15 protein-coding genes and 1 riboswitch are annotated in these 14,826 nt (G+C 68.2%); of the genes, 10 read left to right on the forward strand and 5 right to left on the reverse strand.

Annotated features, from left to right (window positions below; genetic code table 11):
- Positions 1-12: 12 nt before the first annotated feature.
- Positions 13-1,011 (forward strand): Bug family tripartite tricarboxylate transporter substrate binding protein, encoded by a 999-nt coding sequence (locus ACYZGB_RS08280; RefSeq protein WP_462387779.1) that lies wholly within the window; start codon positions 13-15, stop codon positions 1,009-1,011.
- Between the two features lie 15 nt (positions 1,012-1,026).
- On the opposite strand, the gene ACYZGB_RS08285 is transcribed toward ACYZGB_RS08280, so the two are convergent.
- Positions 1,027-2,985: an MFS transporter gene (locus tag ACYZGB_RS08285; protein WP_462387780.1), complete on the reverse strand. Its 1,959-nt coding sequence runs from the start codon at positions 2,983-2,985 to the stop codon at positions 1,027-1,029.
- Between the two features lie 55 nt (positions 2,986-3,040).
- Complete coding sequence (locus tag ACYZGB_RS08290) at positions 3,041-3,883, reverse strand: hypothetical protein (RefSeq protein WP_462387781.1); 843 nt, start codon at positions 3,881-3,883, stop codon at positions 3,041-3,043.
- Positions 3,884-4,035: 152 nt separating this feature from the next.
- On the opposite strand from ACYZGB_RS08290, the gene ACYZGB_RS08295 reads away from it, so the two are divergent.
- The 7 genes from ACYZGB_RS08295 to ACYZGB_RS08325 all read left to right on the forward strand — a co-directional run bounded on the left by ACYZGB_RS08295 (position 4,036) and on the right by ACYZGB_RS08325 (position 9,168).
- Positions 4,036-4,767, forward strand: coding sequence for a helix-turn-helix domain-containing protein (locus ACYZGB_RS08295; RefSeq protein WP_063462411.1), 732 nt, complete (start codon positions 4,036-4,038; stop codon positions 4,765-4,767).
- Between the two features lie 182 nt (positions 4,768-4,949).
- Positions 4,950-5,798, forward strand: coding sequence for a TetR/AcrR family transcriptional regulator (locus ACYZGB_RS08300; protein WP_462387782.1), 849 nt, complete (start codon positions 4,950-4,952; stop codon positions 5,796-5,798).
- Positions 5,795-6,370, forward strand: coding sequence for a DUF2867 domain-containing protein (locus ACYZGB_RS08305; protein WP_462387783.1), 576 nt, complete (start codon positions 5,795-5,797; stop codon positions 6,368-6,370). Before ACYZGB_RS08300 ends, ACYZGB_RS08305 begins: the two co-directional genes overlap by 4 nt.
- Positions 6,357-7,697, forward strand: a complete 1,341-nt coding sequence (locus ACYZGB_RS08310; RefSeq protein ID WP_462387784.1) for an ABC1 kinase family protein — start codon at positions 6,357-6,359, stop codon at positions 7,695-7,697. The genes ACYZGB_RS08305 and ACYZGB_RS08310 overlap by 14 nt, the downstream gene beginning before the upstream one ends.
- Positions 7,698-7,734: 37 nt before the next feature.
- A complete protein-coding gene (locus tag ACYZGB_RS08315; protein ID WP_462387785.1) occupies positions 7,735-8,142 on the forward strand; it encodes a DUF6463 family protein in 408 nt (135 codons plus the stop codon).
- 30 nt (positions 8,143-8,172) lie between these two features.
- On the forward strand, positions 8,173-8,553 hold the full coding sequence (locus tag ACYZGB_RS08320; protein WP_462387786.1) for a hypothetical protein: 381 nt from the start codon (positions 8,173-8,175) through the stop codon (positions 8,551-8,553).
- Positions 8,554-8,712: 159 nt separating this feature from the next.
- On the forward strand, positions 8,713-9,168 hold the full coding sequence (locus ACYZGB_RS08325; protein ID WP_462387788.1) for a YXWGXW repeat-containing protein: 456 nt from the start codon (positions 8,713-8,715) through the stop codon (positions 9,166-9,168).
- An 82-nt stretch (positions 9,169-9,250) separates the two neighbouring features.
- Here the strand turns inward: ACYZGB_RS08325 and ACYZGB_RS08330 are convergent, their stop codons facing one another.
- Entirely contained in the window at positions 9,251-10,045 is a 795-nt protein-coding gene (locus ACYZGB_RS08330; protein WP_462387789.1) for a 2-keto-4-pentenoate hydratase, read from the reverse strand.
- A gap of 225 nt (positions 10,046-10,270) precedes the next feature.
- A riboswitch (glycine riboswitch) is annotated at positions 10,271-10,383 on the forward strand.
- A 91-nt stretch (positions 10,384-10,474) separates the two neighbouring features.
- Between ACYZGB_RS08330 and ACYZGB_RS08335 the strand changes: the two genes are divergently transcribed.
- Positions 10,475-11,794, forward strand: coding sequence for a D-amino acid dehydrogenase (locus tag ACYZGB_RS08335; protein ID WP_462387790.1), 1,320 nt, complete (start codon positions 10,475-10,477; stop codon positions 11,792-11,794).
- A 53-nt stretch (positions 11,795-11,847) separates the two neighbouring features.
- Here the strand turns inward: ACYZGB_RS08335 and sorU are convergent, their stop codons facing one another.
- Together sorU and sorT are read right to left on the reverse strand one after the other, a co-directional pair.
- Positions 11,848-12,186 carry a SorU family sulfite dehydrogenase c-type cytochrome subunit gene (sorU, locus tag ACYZGB_RS08340; RefSeq protein ID WP_462387791.1) on the reverse strand — a complete coding sequence of 113 codons (339 nt, stop codon included), beginning with the start codon at positions 12,184-12,186 and terminating at the stop codon, positions 11,848-11,850.
- Position 12,187: 1 nt separating this feature from the next.
- Positions 12,188-13,402 carry a SorT family sulfite dehydrogenase catalytic subunit gene (sorT, locus tag ACYZGB_RS08345; RefSeq protein WP_462387792.1) on the reverse strand — a complete coding sequence of 405 codons (1,215 nt, stop codon included), beginning with the start codon at positions 13,400-13,402 and terminating at the stop codon, positions 12,188-12,190.
- Between the two features lie 235 nt (positions 13,403-13,637).
- Here sorT and ACYZGB_RS08350 point away from each other — a divergent pair, with 235 nt between their 5' ends.
- Positions 13,638-14,825 (forward strand): rhodanese-like domain-containing protein, encoded by a 1,188-nt coding sequence (locus ACYZGB_RS08350; protein WP_462387793.1) that lies wholly within the window; start codon positions 13,638-13,640, stop codon positions 14,823-14,825.
- Position 14,826 lies beyond the last annotated feature (1 nt).

The following is a 14,826-nucleotide window of genomic DNA, read 5'->3' on the forward strand; positions in this document are numbered from 1 at the left end:
CAAGGAGTCCCCATGAAGTGCTTGCAGCTTGTCAGACGGCGTCGCGTGGTCCTGTTGGCGGCAGCCCTCGCTGGGCTGGGGCTGGGCCCGCTGCAGCTGGCCCATGCCGATGGCTATCCCGCCAAACCGGTGCAGCTCGTCGTGCCCTTCCCGCCGGGGGGCGCCGTGGACATCGTGGGCCGGACGATCAGCAAGAAACTGGGCGACCGCCTGGGCCAGCCCATCGTGGTGGAGAACAAGGCGGGCGCGGGCACCGTGGTGGGCGCGGCCTATATGGCCAATGCGCCTGCCGATGGCTATACGCTGCTGATCAGCTCCGGCTCCACCTTCACCGTGAACCCTGCGTTGAACGCCAAGCTGCCCTACGACCCCGTCAAAAGCTACGAGCCCGTGGGCCTGGTCGCCCGTGTGCCGCTGATTCTGCTGGCCCACCGCGATGTGCCTGTGAACAACCTCCGGCAGCTGATCGCCGCCGTACAGCGCACGCCCGACAAATTCTCGTACGGCTCGTTCGGCAACGGCACCACAGGGCATTTCGCGGCCGAGCTGGCCTGGTCGGCAACTGGCATCAAGCTGATGCACGTGCCCTACCGGGGCAGCGCCCCCGCCATGGCCGACCTGATGGGCGGGCAGATTCCCTTCACCATCGACACCGTGGCGGCAGCGTTGCCACAGCTCAAGGCGGGCAAGATCAAGGCCATTGCCGTCACGGGTGCAACGCGGGCCACGCAGCTGCCCGACGTGCCCACGGTGGCGGAAAGTGGCTTCCCCGGGTTCTCGGCCGACTCCTGGCTGGCCGTGGTTGCGCCACGCGGCTTGCCCGCCGAGGCCAAGGCCAAACTGCACAAGGCCCTGGCCGACACCCTGGCGGACACGGAGGTCCGCAGCAAGCTCATCGCCGTCGGGCTGGAGCCGTCGTACGCCACGGGCGGTGCCGTGCTTACGCAGATCGAAGACGAGTTGCCGCGCATGCGCGCCATTGCCCAGCGCGCGCAAATCCGGGCGGACTGAACCCACCCGGGACCGTCAGGCCGCCAGCAGCTTCTGCACCCGCTCGCGCAGCAGCGTGGGCTGCACCTCGGTCGGGGCCACGGCAGAGCCCACATTCAGGCCCACGCGGCTGTAGAAGCCCCGGCGGAACGGCCGTACCATGGCGCCGCCCTGCTCAATGCGGCTGAAGTACGAGCCCCACAGGTTGGTCAGTGCCATGGGGATCACGGGGGCCTCGATGCCCTCGGCACGCGCGCGCTCGATGATCTTCATGATGCCGCCCTTGAACTCCTGCAGCTGCCCGTCCTTGGTGATGCCGCCTTCGGGGAAGATGGCGAGCAGGTCGCCCTCGCGCAGCACCTGGGCTGCACGGTCAAAGGCCGCTTCGTAGGTCTTGGGGTCTTCTTTGTAGGGCGCAATCGGGATCGCCTTGGCCAGGCGGAACAGCCAGCCCAGCACGGGCACGCGGAAGATGCGGTGGTCCATCACGAAGTAGATGGGGCGTGGGCTGGCTGCCATGAGCAGCACGGCATCCACAAAGCTCACATGGTTGCAGGCCAGAATGGCGGCGCCCGCTGAAGGCAGGTTCTCGTCGCCCTGCACCTTGAAGCGGTAGACGAAACGCGACGACACCCAGGCTACAAACCTCAGCAGGTACTCGGGCACCAGCATGAAGATGTAGAACGCCACCACCGCGTTGGCGATGCCGGTGAACAGGAAGATCTGCGGCACCGTGAAGCCCGCGCCCAGCAAGGCGCCTGCGATGAGCGAGCTGGCGATCATGAACAGCGCGTTGAGGATGTTGTTGGCCGCGATGATGCGTGCGCGGTGCGTGGGCTGGCTGCGCATCTGGATCAGCGCATACATGGGCACGCTGTACAGCCCCGCAAACAGGCTGAGCAGCAGCAGGTCCATCATCACGCGCCAGTGGGCGCCCTGGGCCATGAAGGCGGCCAGGCCCATGATTTCAGACGGCGGCAGGCTGCGCGACGCAAAGTACAGGTCGATGGAGAACACGCTCATGCCGATGGCGCCCAGCGGCACCAGGCCGATCTCCACATGCCTGCGCGAGAGCACCTCGCACAGCAGCGAGCCGATGCCGATGCCAATCGAAAACACCACCAGCAGCAGCGAAGCCACCTGCTCGTTGCCATGCAGCACGTTCTTGGCGAGGCTGGGGAACTGGCTCAGGAACACCGCACCAAAGAACCACATCCAGCTGATGCCCAGCAGCGAGCGGAACACCACGATGTTGCCGTGCGCGAGCTTGAGGTTGCGCCAGGTTTCGGTGAAGGGGTTCCAGTTGATGGTGAGGCCAGGGTCGGTGGCAGGCACCGAGGGGATGAAATGCGCCACCGCGCGCCCAACCAGTGCCGCCAGTACACAGGCCACGGCCACCGTGGTGTGGCCAATGCCAGGGATGGCCACCAGCAGGCCGCCCGCCACATTGCCCAGCAGGATGGCCACAAAGGTGCCCATCTCGACCATGCCGTTGCCACCCGTGAGTTCGCGCTCGCTGAGCACCTGAGGCATGTAGGCGAACTTGACCGGTCCAAACAGCGTGGAGTGCACGCCCATGAGGAAGGTGCACAGCAGCAGGATGGGGATGTTGCCGCCGATGAAGCCCACGGCCGCCACCAGCATGATGGCGATCTCCATGTTCTTCACGAAGCGGATCATCTTCGTCTTGTCGTACTTGTCGGTGAGCTGGCCCGACGTGGCCGAGAACAGCAAAAACGGCAGGATGAACAGCGCACCAATCACCAGCCCGGCCATGGCGGGCGGCAGCCAGTCCACGCTGAGCTGGTAGGTCACCATCACGGTGAACGCGAACTTGAACAGGTTGTCGTTGGCCGCGCCGGAGAACTGCGTCCAGAAAAACGGGGCGAACCGCCGCTGGCGCAGCAGGGCAAACTGGTTCGGGTCCTCATGGGTCTGCGTGGGCGTTGGCACGGATGCTGGCGCCGCGCTGGCTGAGGGGGTCTCGGGATGCATGCGTTTCTCCTCGTTTCCGATGGGTTGGCTTATTGGAATTTTCCGCGCCCGCGCTTCACACACGTGAACTGCGGGCGACACCCACGGCGTGGGCGCCATTCTGCACAAACAGCGTGACTTGCGGACCGCCGGATGCCGGGCGGGGGTGCCGTGCCGCCAGAGCCGTCAACACGGGCCAGGCCGCACCTGCGGCAAACAGGTGCTTGAGGCTGTGGCCCGACACCGCCTGGTAGGTAGCGTCGAACACCGAGTGGTCTGCCGCCTCGAACAGCTTGGCCACGGCATACAGGCCGATGACCGCGCCCAGGTGCACCGCCAGCGCGCCATCGCGCCGGGGCAAACACGCCAGGGCCAGCACCACCAGCATGCCGCCCAGCTGCACCACGGCCCAGGGCAACAGGTTGCCGGTGTGCGCCCACCACACCACGGCCAGCGGCCCGGCCAGCAGCACCACACCGGCGGCGGCCCACCCGGCGCGCTCGCTCACGCGGCTGGTGGCCGCCAGCCCCAGCAGGCCTGCAAAGGGCAGCACCATGCCCAGCCTGTCCCACAGCAGGCCCGCGTCGTGTGGCTGCCAGTGGTACAGCATGGAGCCCGCTGCCGTGCACAGCAGGCCCGCAAAAAACAGCCCGGCCAGCCACCGCGAGGCCCCGTCCAAGCCCACCGCCCGGCGCAGCGCCACCAGCCCCCAGACACCGGCCAGTGCAAACAGCAGATTGCTCAGCACATCGAGTGCGCAGGGAATCCCCAGCCACACCCGCTGGTCGGCAAACGCATGCTGGTGTTCGCTGGCGGGCAGCACCGGCCCCCAGACGGCCAGGGCGATCAGGGCAGCAGCGCCCAGCAACAAGCCAGTCTCGGCCCGGTTGAGAGGAGTTGCGGAAGAAAACAACGGCATGGCGGAAATCCTGCGGGGTTGGAATGCCGCGCAGTGTGGGCAGGCCATCGCGTCTGGGCCCCGTAAAAGTCGCACAAAGGGCTACCCATGCCACCCTGGGTATTGATAATTGATACCTAACACCCACCAATACCCGCCAACCGCCCCCAGCCATGAGCACCACCGCCGACCTCGTCACCGCCCTGAAAAAGGAACTGAAAACCGCGCAGATGACCTACGCCGACCTGGCCCAGGCGCTGGGCATGGCCGAGTCCAGCGTCAAGCGCATGCTGGCCAAGGGCGACATGCCGCTGTCGCGCATCGACGCCATCTGCCGCGCACTGGCGCTGGACTTTGCCGACTTGGCGCGGCGCGTGGCCGATGCGCAGCCGCTGCTCAAGGAGCTGAGCCAGGAGCAGGAAAAGGCCGTGGTGGGCGACAAGAAGCTGCTGCTGATGGCGATCTGCGTGCTCAGCCAATGGACGCTGGAGCAGGTCGTCACCACCTACCGTCTCACCGAGGCCGAGGGCATCAAATACCTCGCGCAGCTCGACCGCATCGGCATCATCGAGCTGCGGCCGCTCAACCGCTACCGCCTCAAGCTGGCCAAGACCTTCCGCTGGCGGCCCCATGGCCCGGTGATGAACTACTTTCGCGAGCACGCGCTGCTCGACTACTTTGCGGGCGGCTTTGACGGCACGGGCGAAGGCGTGCTGCTGGTGCACGGCAACATCAGCCGCAGCCTGGCCCCCGCCTTCATGGAGCGCATGCAGCGCGTGGCCCAGGACTTTGCCCAGCAGCACCTGGCCGACCAGAAGCTGCCCGAACGCGAGCGCGAGGGCTACACCCTGCTGCTGGCCATGCGCAGCTGGGAGTTCGAGGCGTTCTCCAGCATGCGCAGGTAGCCGAATGCTCACTTATTGATAGCTTAATCCGCTTTACCCATGCGCGGAGAAGGCCAAAAAAGTGCATCAAAAGGAGCCTCACAGGCTCTCAAAACAAGCCACAGCGGCCCACGAGGCTTGACCCCTCAAAGAGAAACAACTATTCTTTAAATAACAAATTTTGTTAATTTAAAGATAGTCAAATGAAAACCACCCGCCAGCAACAAGATGCCACGCGCCGCCAGATCGTGGCCAGCGCGGTGGACCTCATGACCCGCCAGGGCTTTGACGGCACGACGATGAAGGACATCGCGCGTGCCGCAGGCATTGGCGACGCGACCATCTACAAATACTTCCCCACCAAGGACCGCATCGTGGTCGGCTACCTGGACGACACCGTCCAGCAGGCGCTGGCCGACACGCTGCAGACCCCGGGGTTTGATGGCTACGGCCTGCAGGAAAAGCTGCAGCGCCTGACCGACGCGGTGCTGGAGCGCCTGTTGGCCGACCGCGAGTTCGTGGCCCAGGTGCGCGGGCTGGCGCGGCGCTCGCCGCTGTCGATGCTGGCCGAGCCCCTGGCGGCGCGCCAGGGCCTGCGCGATGCGGTGAGCAGTTTTCTGGAAGCCGCCGAGGCCAGCGGCGAGATCGAGCCCTGCGACTTCAAGGGCCTGGCGGGCAGCCTCTATACCGATTACCTCGCGGGCGTGGTGAGCTACTGGCTGGCCGACACCTCCGACGAGTTCGCTGACACCACGCAGCTGGTGGACCTGTCGCTGGGTGTGCTGGTGCAGGCGCTGCGCGTGGGCCTGGTCAACCGCGTGGCGCAGCTGGGCGGCTTTGTGCTGCGCAGCCAGATGGCGCGCATGGCCCAGCACGGAAGCGGCCTGCTGGGCATGCTGCAACTGGCGCGGCAGACGCTGGGCAGTGCCCCGGCTGCCCCATCCGCGCGCAGCCCCGAGCCCCCGGCGCCGCCCCCACGCCGCGCCACACGCGCGCCCCGCACCCCGGCGGCGGCACCCGCCGCCACCCACAAAAAGAAGAGCACACCATGAATTCGCCCGCCGCTATCGCAGCCCCCACCACCGCGCGCGCCACCCAGGTGCCACAGGGCACGGCCATCCACGCCACGCTGCCCGGGGCCGATTTTTTTGACGCCTACGAGGTGACCGACCGACACCCCGCACGCTCGGCCCTGCAGTCGTGGCTGGATGTGGCGGCCCGCACCCCGGCATGGACACGCGCCCTCATGTTTGTGCGCAACAAGGCCGTGCGCCTGGTGGGCCTGAAGGACCTGGGCCAGTTGCACGACGGCCACCCGCCCGCCAGTGGCCGCGCACTGCGCGACGCGCGCAGCTACCGCGTGGGCGACCGGGTGGGCATCTTCCGCATCCGGCACCTGAGCGACACCGAGGTGGTGATGGGCCAGGACGACAAGCACCTGGACGTGCAGGTGTCCATCTGCAAACAGCCCGCGGCTCCCGGCGCCGCGCCCCGGGTGGTGCTGAGCACGGTGGTGCACATCCACAACACACTGGGCCACGCGTACATGGCGGTGATCACGCCGATCCACCGCGTGATTGCACGCGGCACGGCGCAGCGCCTGGCAAACCATGGCCAAAACTGAAACGGACGCCCCGCGCACCGGCAAGCTGGCCCGCAGCGCCATCACCGGGCTGGCGGCAGCGCGCATCGGCATGGCCGAGCTCTCGCACCGCACGCGCAAGCGTTCAGCCCAGGCGCAGGCCGAGCACGAGGCAGCGCTGGGCCGCATCTTGTTCGGCGCGCTGGGGCAGTTGCGGGGTTCGGCGCTCAAGGTGTCGCAGCTGCTCAGCATGCACCCGCAGCTGCTGCCCGAGGGCGTGCGGCGCGAGCTGGCCCGCGCCCACCACCAGGCCCCACCGCTCAACCGCGCACTGGTGGGCCGCGTGTTCCGCCAGGCCTTCGGGCAAGAGCCCGAGGCGCTGTTCGACCACTTCGAGCCCACCGCATTTGCCGCCGCCAGCCTGGGCCAGGTGCACCGCGCACAGCTGACGGGCCACGGCACGGTGGCCGTGAAGGTGCAGTACCCCGGCATCGCCGCCACCATTGCCAGCGACATGCAGCTCATGCGTGCCGCGCTGCGCGCACTGGCCCACACCGATCTGCCCCTGCCCACCGACGCGGTGATGGACGGCGTGATGGCCGAGATCGAAGCCACCCTGCTGCGCGAGGTGGACTACCTGCAGGAGGCCGAACAGCTGCAGTGGTTTGCAGAGCACGCCGCGCAGCCGGGGGTGGTGATGGCCCGGCCCATCCTGTCGCACACCCGCGCCCAGGTGCTCACGCAGCAGTTTCTGCCGGGCCAGCCGCTGCAGGCCTGGCTGGCCACCCAACCCACGCAGGTGCAGCGCGACCAGGCCGGGCAGCACCTGTGGGACTGGTTCATGCACTGCCTCTTTGTGCTGGGGCGGGTGCATGCCGACCCGCACCCGGGCAACTTTGTGTTTGCGCCCGATGGCACGGTGGGCGTGCTGGACTTTGGCTGCACGCGCAGCCTGTCCGCAGGGTTTCGCGCCCAGGTGGCGCAGGCTTGGTCGGCGCTGCTGCGGCCTGCGGACGACCCGCAGCGCCATGCACTCGTGCTGCAGGCCTACCAGGCCCTGGGTCTGGCCGGGGCCGATGTGAGCCTGCCCACCTACTGCACTGACCTGGCCCCCGCGCTGGCCGAGATGCAGGCCTGGCAGATCGAGCCCTTCACACAGGCGGTGTTTGACTTTGGCACCAAGACCCCACCGCCGCTGACCCCACCCGCCGACCAGCGCGTGCTGGGCCGCCACCTGCAGCAAGTGCCCTGCGAAATGCCCGCGTTCGAGCGCATGTGGATGGGACTGATGCACCTGCTCACGCAACTGGGCGCACGGGTGCACACCCGGGGCGCGCACTGGCTCGCCCGCACCACCGCCAAGCCCTGACCACCTGACCATGCCCCCTTCACGGAGCTTGCCCGCCATGACCCTCACCCCCCCACCTCCTTTTACGCTTCGCACCGCCTGGAAGGGCCTGTGGCTGCTCGCCGTGGCCGCCATCCACACGCTGTTTGCCGCCATCGTGTTCCCGCCCCAGTTGGAGGAGATCGTTCGGCGCGGCGTGATCGACAGCGTGGGCACCGACCCCATGGCGGGCGCTGTGGCCTGGTTCGTGCTGTTTGGCGCCGTGCTGGCCCTGCTGGGCTGGGCCGTGCTGCTGATCGAGCGCCATGCGGCGCCAGCCCCCGGCTTGCTGCGTCCACTGGGTCTGGGGGTGCTGGCCCTGGCACTGCTGGGCATCGCGCTCATGCCCGCATCGGGCTTCTGGCTGGTGCTGCCACCCGCGCTGGCAATGTGCTGGTCCCCCGGCCAACGGACCCTGGCCGCCTGAGCAGTGCCCAGTCCCAAGAGGAGACAAAACATGAACACTTCGCTGGTGCTTGCAGCCGTGGGCCTGGCCCTGGTGGGCGCCGTCCATTCCGTGCTCGGAGAAATCCTGGTGTTCCGCACCCTGCGCCTGCGTGGCGTGGTGCCCACAGGCGGCCAGCCCGTGCTGCGCGAGCAGCATGTGCGCATCCTCTGGGGCAGCTGGCACCTGGTGACGGTGCTGGGCTGGGCCTTCAGCGCCCTGCTGTGGCGCCTGGGCATGGTGCCCGTGGACGCGGGCCTGGGCGCCTGGGTAGCGGATGTGGCGGCAGGCGCCACGCTGGCCTGCGGGCTGCTCGTATTTTTTGCCACCGAGGGGCGGCACCCCGCATGGGTAGCGCTGATGCTGCTGGCGGTGGTGATCTGGTGGCGCTGAGCCCTGCCGCGAGCGTGACAAAAATCACACTCCTCCCATGCGCCTCCGCCCCAGGAAACACAACTTCACAAGACTTCGCAATCCGACTACACCGGCTTGACGCAGGGCCCGCAGCATCAAGGCTCCGGTTCCGACAGGGACCATTTTTAGGAGTTCACCATGGCCCGCAATGCACTCGCCGCTGTATCCATCGCCCTGCTGACGCTGGCTGCCGCCACGGCAGCGCACGCGCAGCACACCAGCGCCACCGTTGTCATCGGTGCGGACGCGCCCCGCTACCACGGCCCGGCGCCTGTGGTGGTGCAGTACCAGGCGCCCCCACCACCCCGCCATGAGGCCGTGCCCCACCCACGCCGGGGCATGGTCTGGGTGCCCGGCCACTGGGAGTGGCGTGGCCACCGCCATGTCTGGCAGCAAGGCCACTGGGTCAAGGCCCGCCCCGGGTACCACTACCGCGAACCGCGCTGGGTGGAACATGGCGGCCGCTGGGACATGCAGCGTGGCGGCTGGGACCGCGACCGGGATGGTGTGCCCAACCGCCACGACCGGGACCGCGATGGCGACGGTGTATCCAACCGCCACGACCGCAGCCCCGACAACCCTTACCGCAACTGAGAGCCTGTTTACGATCTCGCAGGAGATCACAAACAGGCGCTGAAAGGCGCGGCGGACTGGGGCAGCGTTGGCTGGGTGCTGTTCAGTCGAACACCAGCTCCGCCAGGCCCAGGCCCGGGAAATCCGCCACCACCCGGGTGCCCGGCGCCACCAGCACGGTGCCGGTGCACGAGCCCGTCGTCACCCACTGGCCTGCGCGCAGCCCGCCCAGGCTGTGTGCGCCTTCGTTGGCCAGCCACACCAGCAACCGCAGCGGGTCGCCCGCCGGGTTGCCCCAGGTGGTGTGCTGCACGGCCACCGATTCGTTCACCCACAGCCTCACCCCTTGCGCCAGCGGCTGCACTGCCGCTAGATCGGCCGTCCCGGCGCCCACCACCAGGGCGCCATGGCAGGCTTGATCGGCCAGGCGGCTCCATTCGCCCTGCTGGGCCCAGGCGGCAAAACGGGTGTCGCACACCTCGATGGCAGCGCGCACCGACACCAGGGCCGCACGCACCTCGTCCAGGCTGTAGGGCGCGGCGCGCGGGGGCAGATCGGCGCCCAGTTCGTAGGCCAGTTCCGCCTCCACCCCCAGCACCACAAAACCGGCGGCGGGCAGGTGCACAGCGGCTTGCCCGGCGTGCTGGGCCTGCGCCACCCAGACCGAATCGCGGGTGAGCGCCGCGCGCGCGGGCAGTGCATCGGGCGATGCCGCGCCCACCTTCCAGCCCGCGACCTCGCCGCGCTCGCGCACCACCGCGTCCTGCACCGCATAGGCTTGGGCCGCGTTCTGCGGGCGCAACCCAGCGGGCAGGTCCAGCGGGCGGGGCGTGCGCCCCTGGCGGGCCATGGTGAGCACGGCGGCACTGGTCTGCGGGTCAAAGGCGGTATCGGGCATGGGGCGGTTCCAGGGTCAGGGAGATCGGCAAATTATGGCCACCAGCCACCGGGGGCCCACGGCCCCAGCATCAGCAACGATTGCGGCCCATTAGCGCACAGGAGTCGGTTTTCGCGTGTCGTGCGCTCCTAGAATGGCCCCCGCAGGAGAGCGCAGTGGCACCGCCCGCTGTGCACCGAAGGCGCAAACTCCCATACACGCTCAGGTTCCGTACTGCACCATTTTTCAAAGCCGTCTGGAGAGCCGCTTCGCGCAACGCGAAGCGCACCGAAGGAGCAAGCCGCAGCCCGGGTGGGATGGCGGTGAATCTCTCAGGTACCAAGGACAGGGGGAGCGGCAGCCTGGCGGACATGCGCCAGCTGCTTGCTATTGATTTAGTAGCTGCAATCGCATACCCATCAGGCGCAGACCCCTTAAAAGGCTTCAAAAATGCGCGTGATCGTTCTCGGCGCCGGCTTGCTCGGCGTGACTTCGGCTTATTTCCTCTCGCAACTCGGTCACGAGGTGACCGTCATCGACCGCCAGGGTGCGCCCGGCGCCGAAACCAGCTTTGCCAACGGCGGCCAGATCTCGGTGAGCCATGCCGAGCCCTGGGCCAACCCCAGCGCGCCGCTCAAGGTGCTGCAGTGGCTGGGCAAGGAGGACGCGCCTCTGCTGTTCCGCATCCGAGCCGACATGCGCCAGTGGCTGTGGGGCCTGTCTTTTTTGCGCAACTGCACGCCCGCGCGCACGCGCCACAACATCGAGCAGATCGTGCGCCTGGGCACCTACAGCCGCGACACGCTGCAGCAGCTGCGCGCGGCCACCGGCCTCCAGTACGACCAGCGCACGCAGGGCATCCTCCACTTCTATACCAACCAAAAGGAATTCGACGGCGCACTGGCCCCGGCCGAGCAGATGCGCCAGCTGGGCTGCGAGCGCCAGGTCATCAGCGCCGACGAGGCCGTGCGCCTTGAACCCGCGCTGGCCCACATCCGCCCGCAGCTGGCGGGCGCCACCTACACGGCCGAGGACGAATCGGGCGATGCCAACCAGTTCACGCGCGAGCTGGCCAAGCTGTGCGAGGCGGCGGGCGTGCAGTTCCGCATGGGCCACCACATCACCGCACTGCGCGAGGCAGGCGGCCGCATCGACCACGTGGAAGTGACCAACGCCGAGGGCCGGTTCGAGCGCGTGCGCGGCGATGCGTTTGTGCTGGCCATGGGCTCGTTCAGCCCGCTGCTGGCACAGCCGCTGGGCATCCAGCTGCCCATCTACCCGGCCAAGGGCTACTCGGTGACGATGCCGGTGAAAGACGCCAGCAAGGCGCACCAGGTGAGCCTGACAGACGACGAGTTCAAGCTCGTGTTCTCGCGCTACACCAGCGAACGCGGCGGTGATCGCCTGCGCATTGCAGGCACGGCCGAGCTGAACGGCTACGACCGCCACCTGAACCAGGTGCGCTGCGAGGCCATCGTGCGGCGTGTGGAACAGCTTTTCCCTGGCGCGGGCGACGCGAGCCAGGCCCAGTTCTGGAGCGGACTGCGCCCGGCTACACCGAGCAACGTGCCGCTGATCGGCAAGACGAAGGTGGGCAACCTGTTCCTCAACACCGGCCACGGCACGCTGGGCTGGACGCATGCCTGCGGCTCGGGCAAGGCCCTGGCCGACATCGTGAGCGGCCGCGTGCCCGAGGTGGACTTTGCGTTCCAGGGCTTGCAGGGGCGTGCGGCGGGCGCGGCGTTGGTGCCGTCGCGCACGGCGGCCTGAAGCAGCGCGCGGTTGCAGCGAGGCAGCGCTGCAACCGCCACGAAAGCCCGCGCCTACTTGGCCGCGCCCGTGGCGTGCGCCACAAACTGCGCCACGGCCAGCATGTCCTTCTCGCTCATGCGCTCGGCATACGAGGGCATCACGCCGATGCCTGCCTTCAGCGCGCGCAACACGCGGCCCGCGTCGGGTTTCAGCTCATCCAGCACCGGGCCCACCTGGCCCTCGGCCCCAGCGGCCTGCAGCGTGTGGCACACCGCGCAGGCGGGCTGGATCTTGGTGAACAGCTCCTTGCCACGCGCCAGTTCGGCAGGGTCGGCGGCCCAGGCCGCCGCACAGGCACCGACAGCCCACAGCGCCACCCCGAGGTGGCGCGCTCGGTTCCACCGCCCCATGTCAGGCGACAGCCACCGTGACAGCGTGGTCGCGCCAGCTGGCGTTGTTGTAGCCGCCCAGGTTTTCCTCGCGCTGCTCGGCCTGCACATTGCCCGCCGTGTCGGTGGCGCGGCTGGCCAGCACATGGCTGCCTGCCTCCAGACGCACGGGCAGCGCAAACTGCCGCCAGGCAAACGGGCCCAGGTCGGGGCCGATGAGCTTGGCCGCCAACCAGGTTTTGCCACCATCGACCGAGACTTCCACACCCTTGATGCCGCGTGTGCCGCCAAAGGCCACGCCATGCACCTGCACCTGCCCGGGCTTGAGCGCGCCCTTGTCGGGCAGCGGCCCGTTGATCCAGGACTTGACGCCCATCTCCCACACCGAAGGCTGGTCGGGGCTGGCCTTGCTGCCGGGGGGCGACATGCGGTAGCCGTGCGACATGATGCGTGCCTGTGACTGTGCGCTGGTAAACGCCACGCGCTTGACGTACTTGATGTTGTTCACGCCCTGGTAGCCCGGCACCACCAGCCGCAGCGGGCCGCCGTGCGCGAGCGACAGCAGCTCGCCATTCATCTCCCAGGCCAGGAGAGCGTCATCCAGTGCCTTCACGGGCACCGAGCGCTCCACCAGCACGGTGAGCGGGTCCACGCCCTCGGGCAGTTTTTCGCCGCCCGTGCCGGTCAGGTAAGCAGCACCATCGGCCAGGCCACCCAGGGCCGCCACCACGTTGCGCAGCGGCACACCGCTCCAGACCACACAACCTGCCGCACCCACCTGCCAGGGTGTGCCGCTGGGCTTGCTGGGGAAAAAGCCCCGCCCATTGCCCGAGCACTGCAGCACCGTGGCCACGGTTTCCACGCCCAGGGTGCGAAGTTCGGCCAGCGTCAGGCTGCGCGGGTTTTTCACCCCTTCGACGGATACGCTCCAGGCATCGCGGTTGTCCAGAATGGCCGCGTCGGGCGCAGGCAGGTTGTTACGCACGTACAGCTGGTTGGACGGCGTGATGACGCTGGTGCCGAATGCAGAGCGGCGCGTCTCCAGCGTGCTGGTGCTGTGCACGATCAGGGCTTCGGGCGTCTTCCAGCCTGCATAGGCGGGCAGCGGCTTGGCGGCCGGGGCAGCGGCCGCCTGGGCCCGGGCGTTGCCCGTCCACCCTGCCAGGCCCAGCGCGCCCAGGGCGGCGGCGCTTCCAGCCAGCAGGTGGCGGCGCGGCAAGGTCGTGGAATGTGTCATGGGAGGGTCTCCAAACTAGGGGGGGTGGGATGGGCAGGCAAGGGGGCCCGGCCCGGTGGCAGCCCCCTCTGGCCGATGGAGGCAGCCCGCATTCTGTGGGGCAGCTCCGGCCCGGCGCACGCAACATTGCGTTAACAGAAGTAACAGATACAAAACATCCGAAACATCTGCACGCATGTCAGATGGCGTGGGCATATTCGCCGCTTCGGAGAGAGAACGAAGAAAGGGCGACACCATGAACATCCAGAAAAAATCCAAAGCCCACCGTGCGAGCGCCCAGCTGGCCGTGCTGCTCTGCTGGGGCCTCGGCTGCAGTTCGGCACTGGCACAGCTCACGGCCATGGTGGCGGTGGAGCCCACCGCGCGCAAAGCCGCCCATTCCATCCTGCGCACGGCGGCCGAGTCGGGCCTGGCCAAGGCCTCGGGTCAGTCTGTGGCCCTGGCCACCAGCGACGACATGGCCGATGTGATGCGCGCCACCCGCAGCGCGGGCTACGACATCTTCATCGGCCCGGCGCAGGTGGCAGCCTCGGCGCTGCAGCGGGGCTATGAGCTGGTGGGCGCCACGCACAAGTCCGACAAGTACCTGCTGGTGGGGCTGGCGCAGATCGACGCCGTGCCCGCCATGAAGGGCCGCCGCCTTTACCTGCCGCAGCAGGACTCCATCTACACCTACATGGCGCGCGGCATGCTCAACGAGGCTGGGCTGTCGTTCCAGGACCTGCGTGCGGTGCAGTATGAAAAGTTTCCCCAGGCCGGGCTCACGGCCCTGACCCTGGGCTCCACCGACGCCACCGTGGTGCGCGAGGACGACTGGGCCGAGTGGGCAGCCGCACACCCCGGCACCGCGCGTGTGCTGGCCACCTCGCAACCCGTGCCAGGAGGGTTTTCGGTGGTCGTCAAGAAGGACCTGCCCACCGATGCGCGCAACCGGCTGGCCCAGTGGTTTGGCGCCACGCCGGCATCCACCGGCCTGCCGCCCGTCACCCTGCGCCCCGAAGCCACCGAATACCGCCGCGTGGCCGAGCTGGGCCTGTTCACCCCCACCAGCCTGCCGGGTGTGAGCCGCATCACCGCACGCGAGGCCCAGACCCTGCTGGCGCAGGGCGCCACCCTGGTGGACACGCGCACCGAGAAGGAATTCAAGGCCAAGCGCATCCGGGGCGCGGTGTTTGCGGCCTATGTGGAAAAAAGCCTCAAGGACGTGGCCTTCAATGCGGCGCAGGACGACTTCCAGGCGCTGGACAAGCTGCCGGGTCTGGACAAGGCCAAGCCGGTGATCTTTGCCTGCAATGGCGCCGAATGCTGGAAGTCCTACAAGGCGGCCAAGGTGGCGGCCGCCAAGGGCTACAAGTCGGTGTACTGGCTGCGCGGCGGCCTGCCCGAGTGGGATGCCACCGGCCTGCCCACAGAGGGCGGTTGAG

The organism is Acidovorax sp. Q11 (assembly GCF_054950075.1).

Bases quoted from the DNA above. Each gene is read 5' to 3' on its own strand.
- ACYZGB_RS08280 (WP_462387779.1), top strand. From the start codon at position 13: ATGAAGTGCTTGCAGCTTGTCAGACGGCGTCGCGTGGTCCTGTTGGCG.
- ACYZGB_RS08285 (WP_462387780.1), bottom strand. From the start codon at position 2,985: ATGCATCCCGAGACCCCCTCAGCCAGCGCGGCGCCAGCATCCGTGCCA.
- ACYZGB_RS08290 (WP_462387781.1), bottom strand. From the start codon at position 3,883: ATGCCGTTGTTTTCTTCCGCAACTCCTCTCAACCGGGCCGAGACTGGC.
- ACYZGB_RS08295 (WP_063462411.1), top strand. From the start codon at position 4,036: ATGAGCACCACCGCCGACCTCGTCACCGCCCTGAAAAAGGAACTGAAA.
- ACYZGB_RS08300 (WP_462387782.1), top strand. From the start codon at position 4,950: ATGAAAACCACCCGCCAGCAACAAGATGCCACGCGCCGCCAGATCGTG.
- ACYZGB_RS08305 (WP_462387783.1), top strand. From the start codon at position 5,795: ATGAATTCGCCCGCCGCTATCGCAGCCCCCACCACCGCGCGCGCCACC.
- ACYZGB_RS08310 (WP_462387784.1), top strand. From the start codon at position 6,357: ATGGCCAAAACTGAAACGGACGCCCCGCGCACCGGCAAGCTGGCCCGC.
- ACYZGB_RS08315 (WP_462387785.1), top strand. From the start codon at position 7,735: ATGACCCTCACCCCCCCACCTCCTTTTACGCTTCGCACCGCCTGGAAG.
- ACYZGB_RS08320 (WP_462387786.1), top strand. From the start codon at position 8,173: ATGAACACTTCGCTGGTGCTTGCAGCCGTGGGCCTGGCCCTGGTGGGC.
- ACYZGB_RS08325 (WP_462387788.1), top strand. From the start codon at position 8,713: ATGGCCCGCAATGCACTCGCCGCTGTATCCATCGCCCTGCTGACGCTG.
- ACYZGB_RS08330 (WP_462387789.1), bottom strand. From the start codon at position 10,045: ATGCCCGATACCGCCTTTGACCCGCAGACCAGTGCCGCCGTGCTCACC.
- ACYZGB_RS08335 (WP_462387790.1), top strand. From the start codon at position 10,475: ATGCGCGTGATCGTTCTCGGCGCCGGCTTGCTCGGCGTGACTTCGGCT.
- sorU (WP_462387791.1), bottom strand. From the start codon at position 12,186: ATGGGGCGGTGGAACCGAGCGCGCCACCTCGGGGTGGCGCTGTGGGCT.
- sorT (WP_462387792.1), bottom strand. From the start codon at position 13,402: ATGACACATTCCACGACCTTGCCGCGCCGCCACCTGCTGGCTGGAAGC.
- ACYZGB_RS08350 (WP_462387793.1), top strand. From the start codon at position 13,638: ATGAACATCCAGAAAAAATCCAAAGCCCACCGTGCGAGCGCCCAGCTG.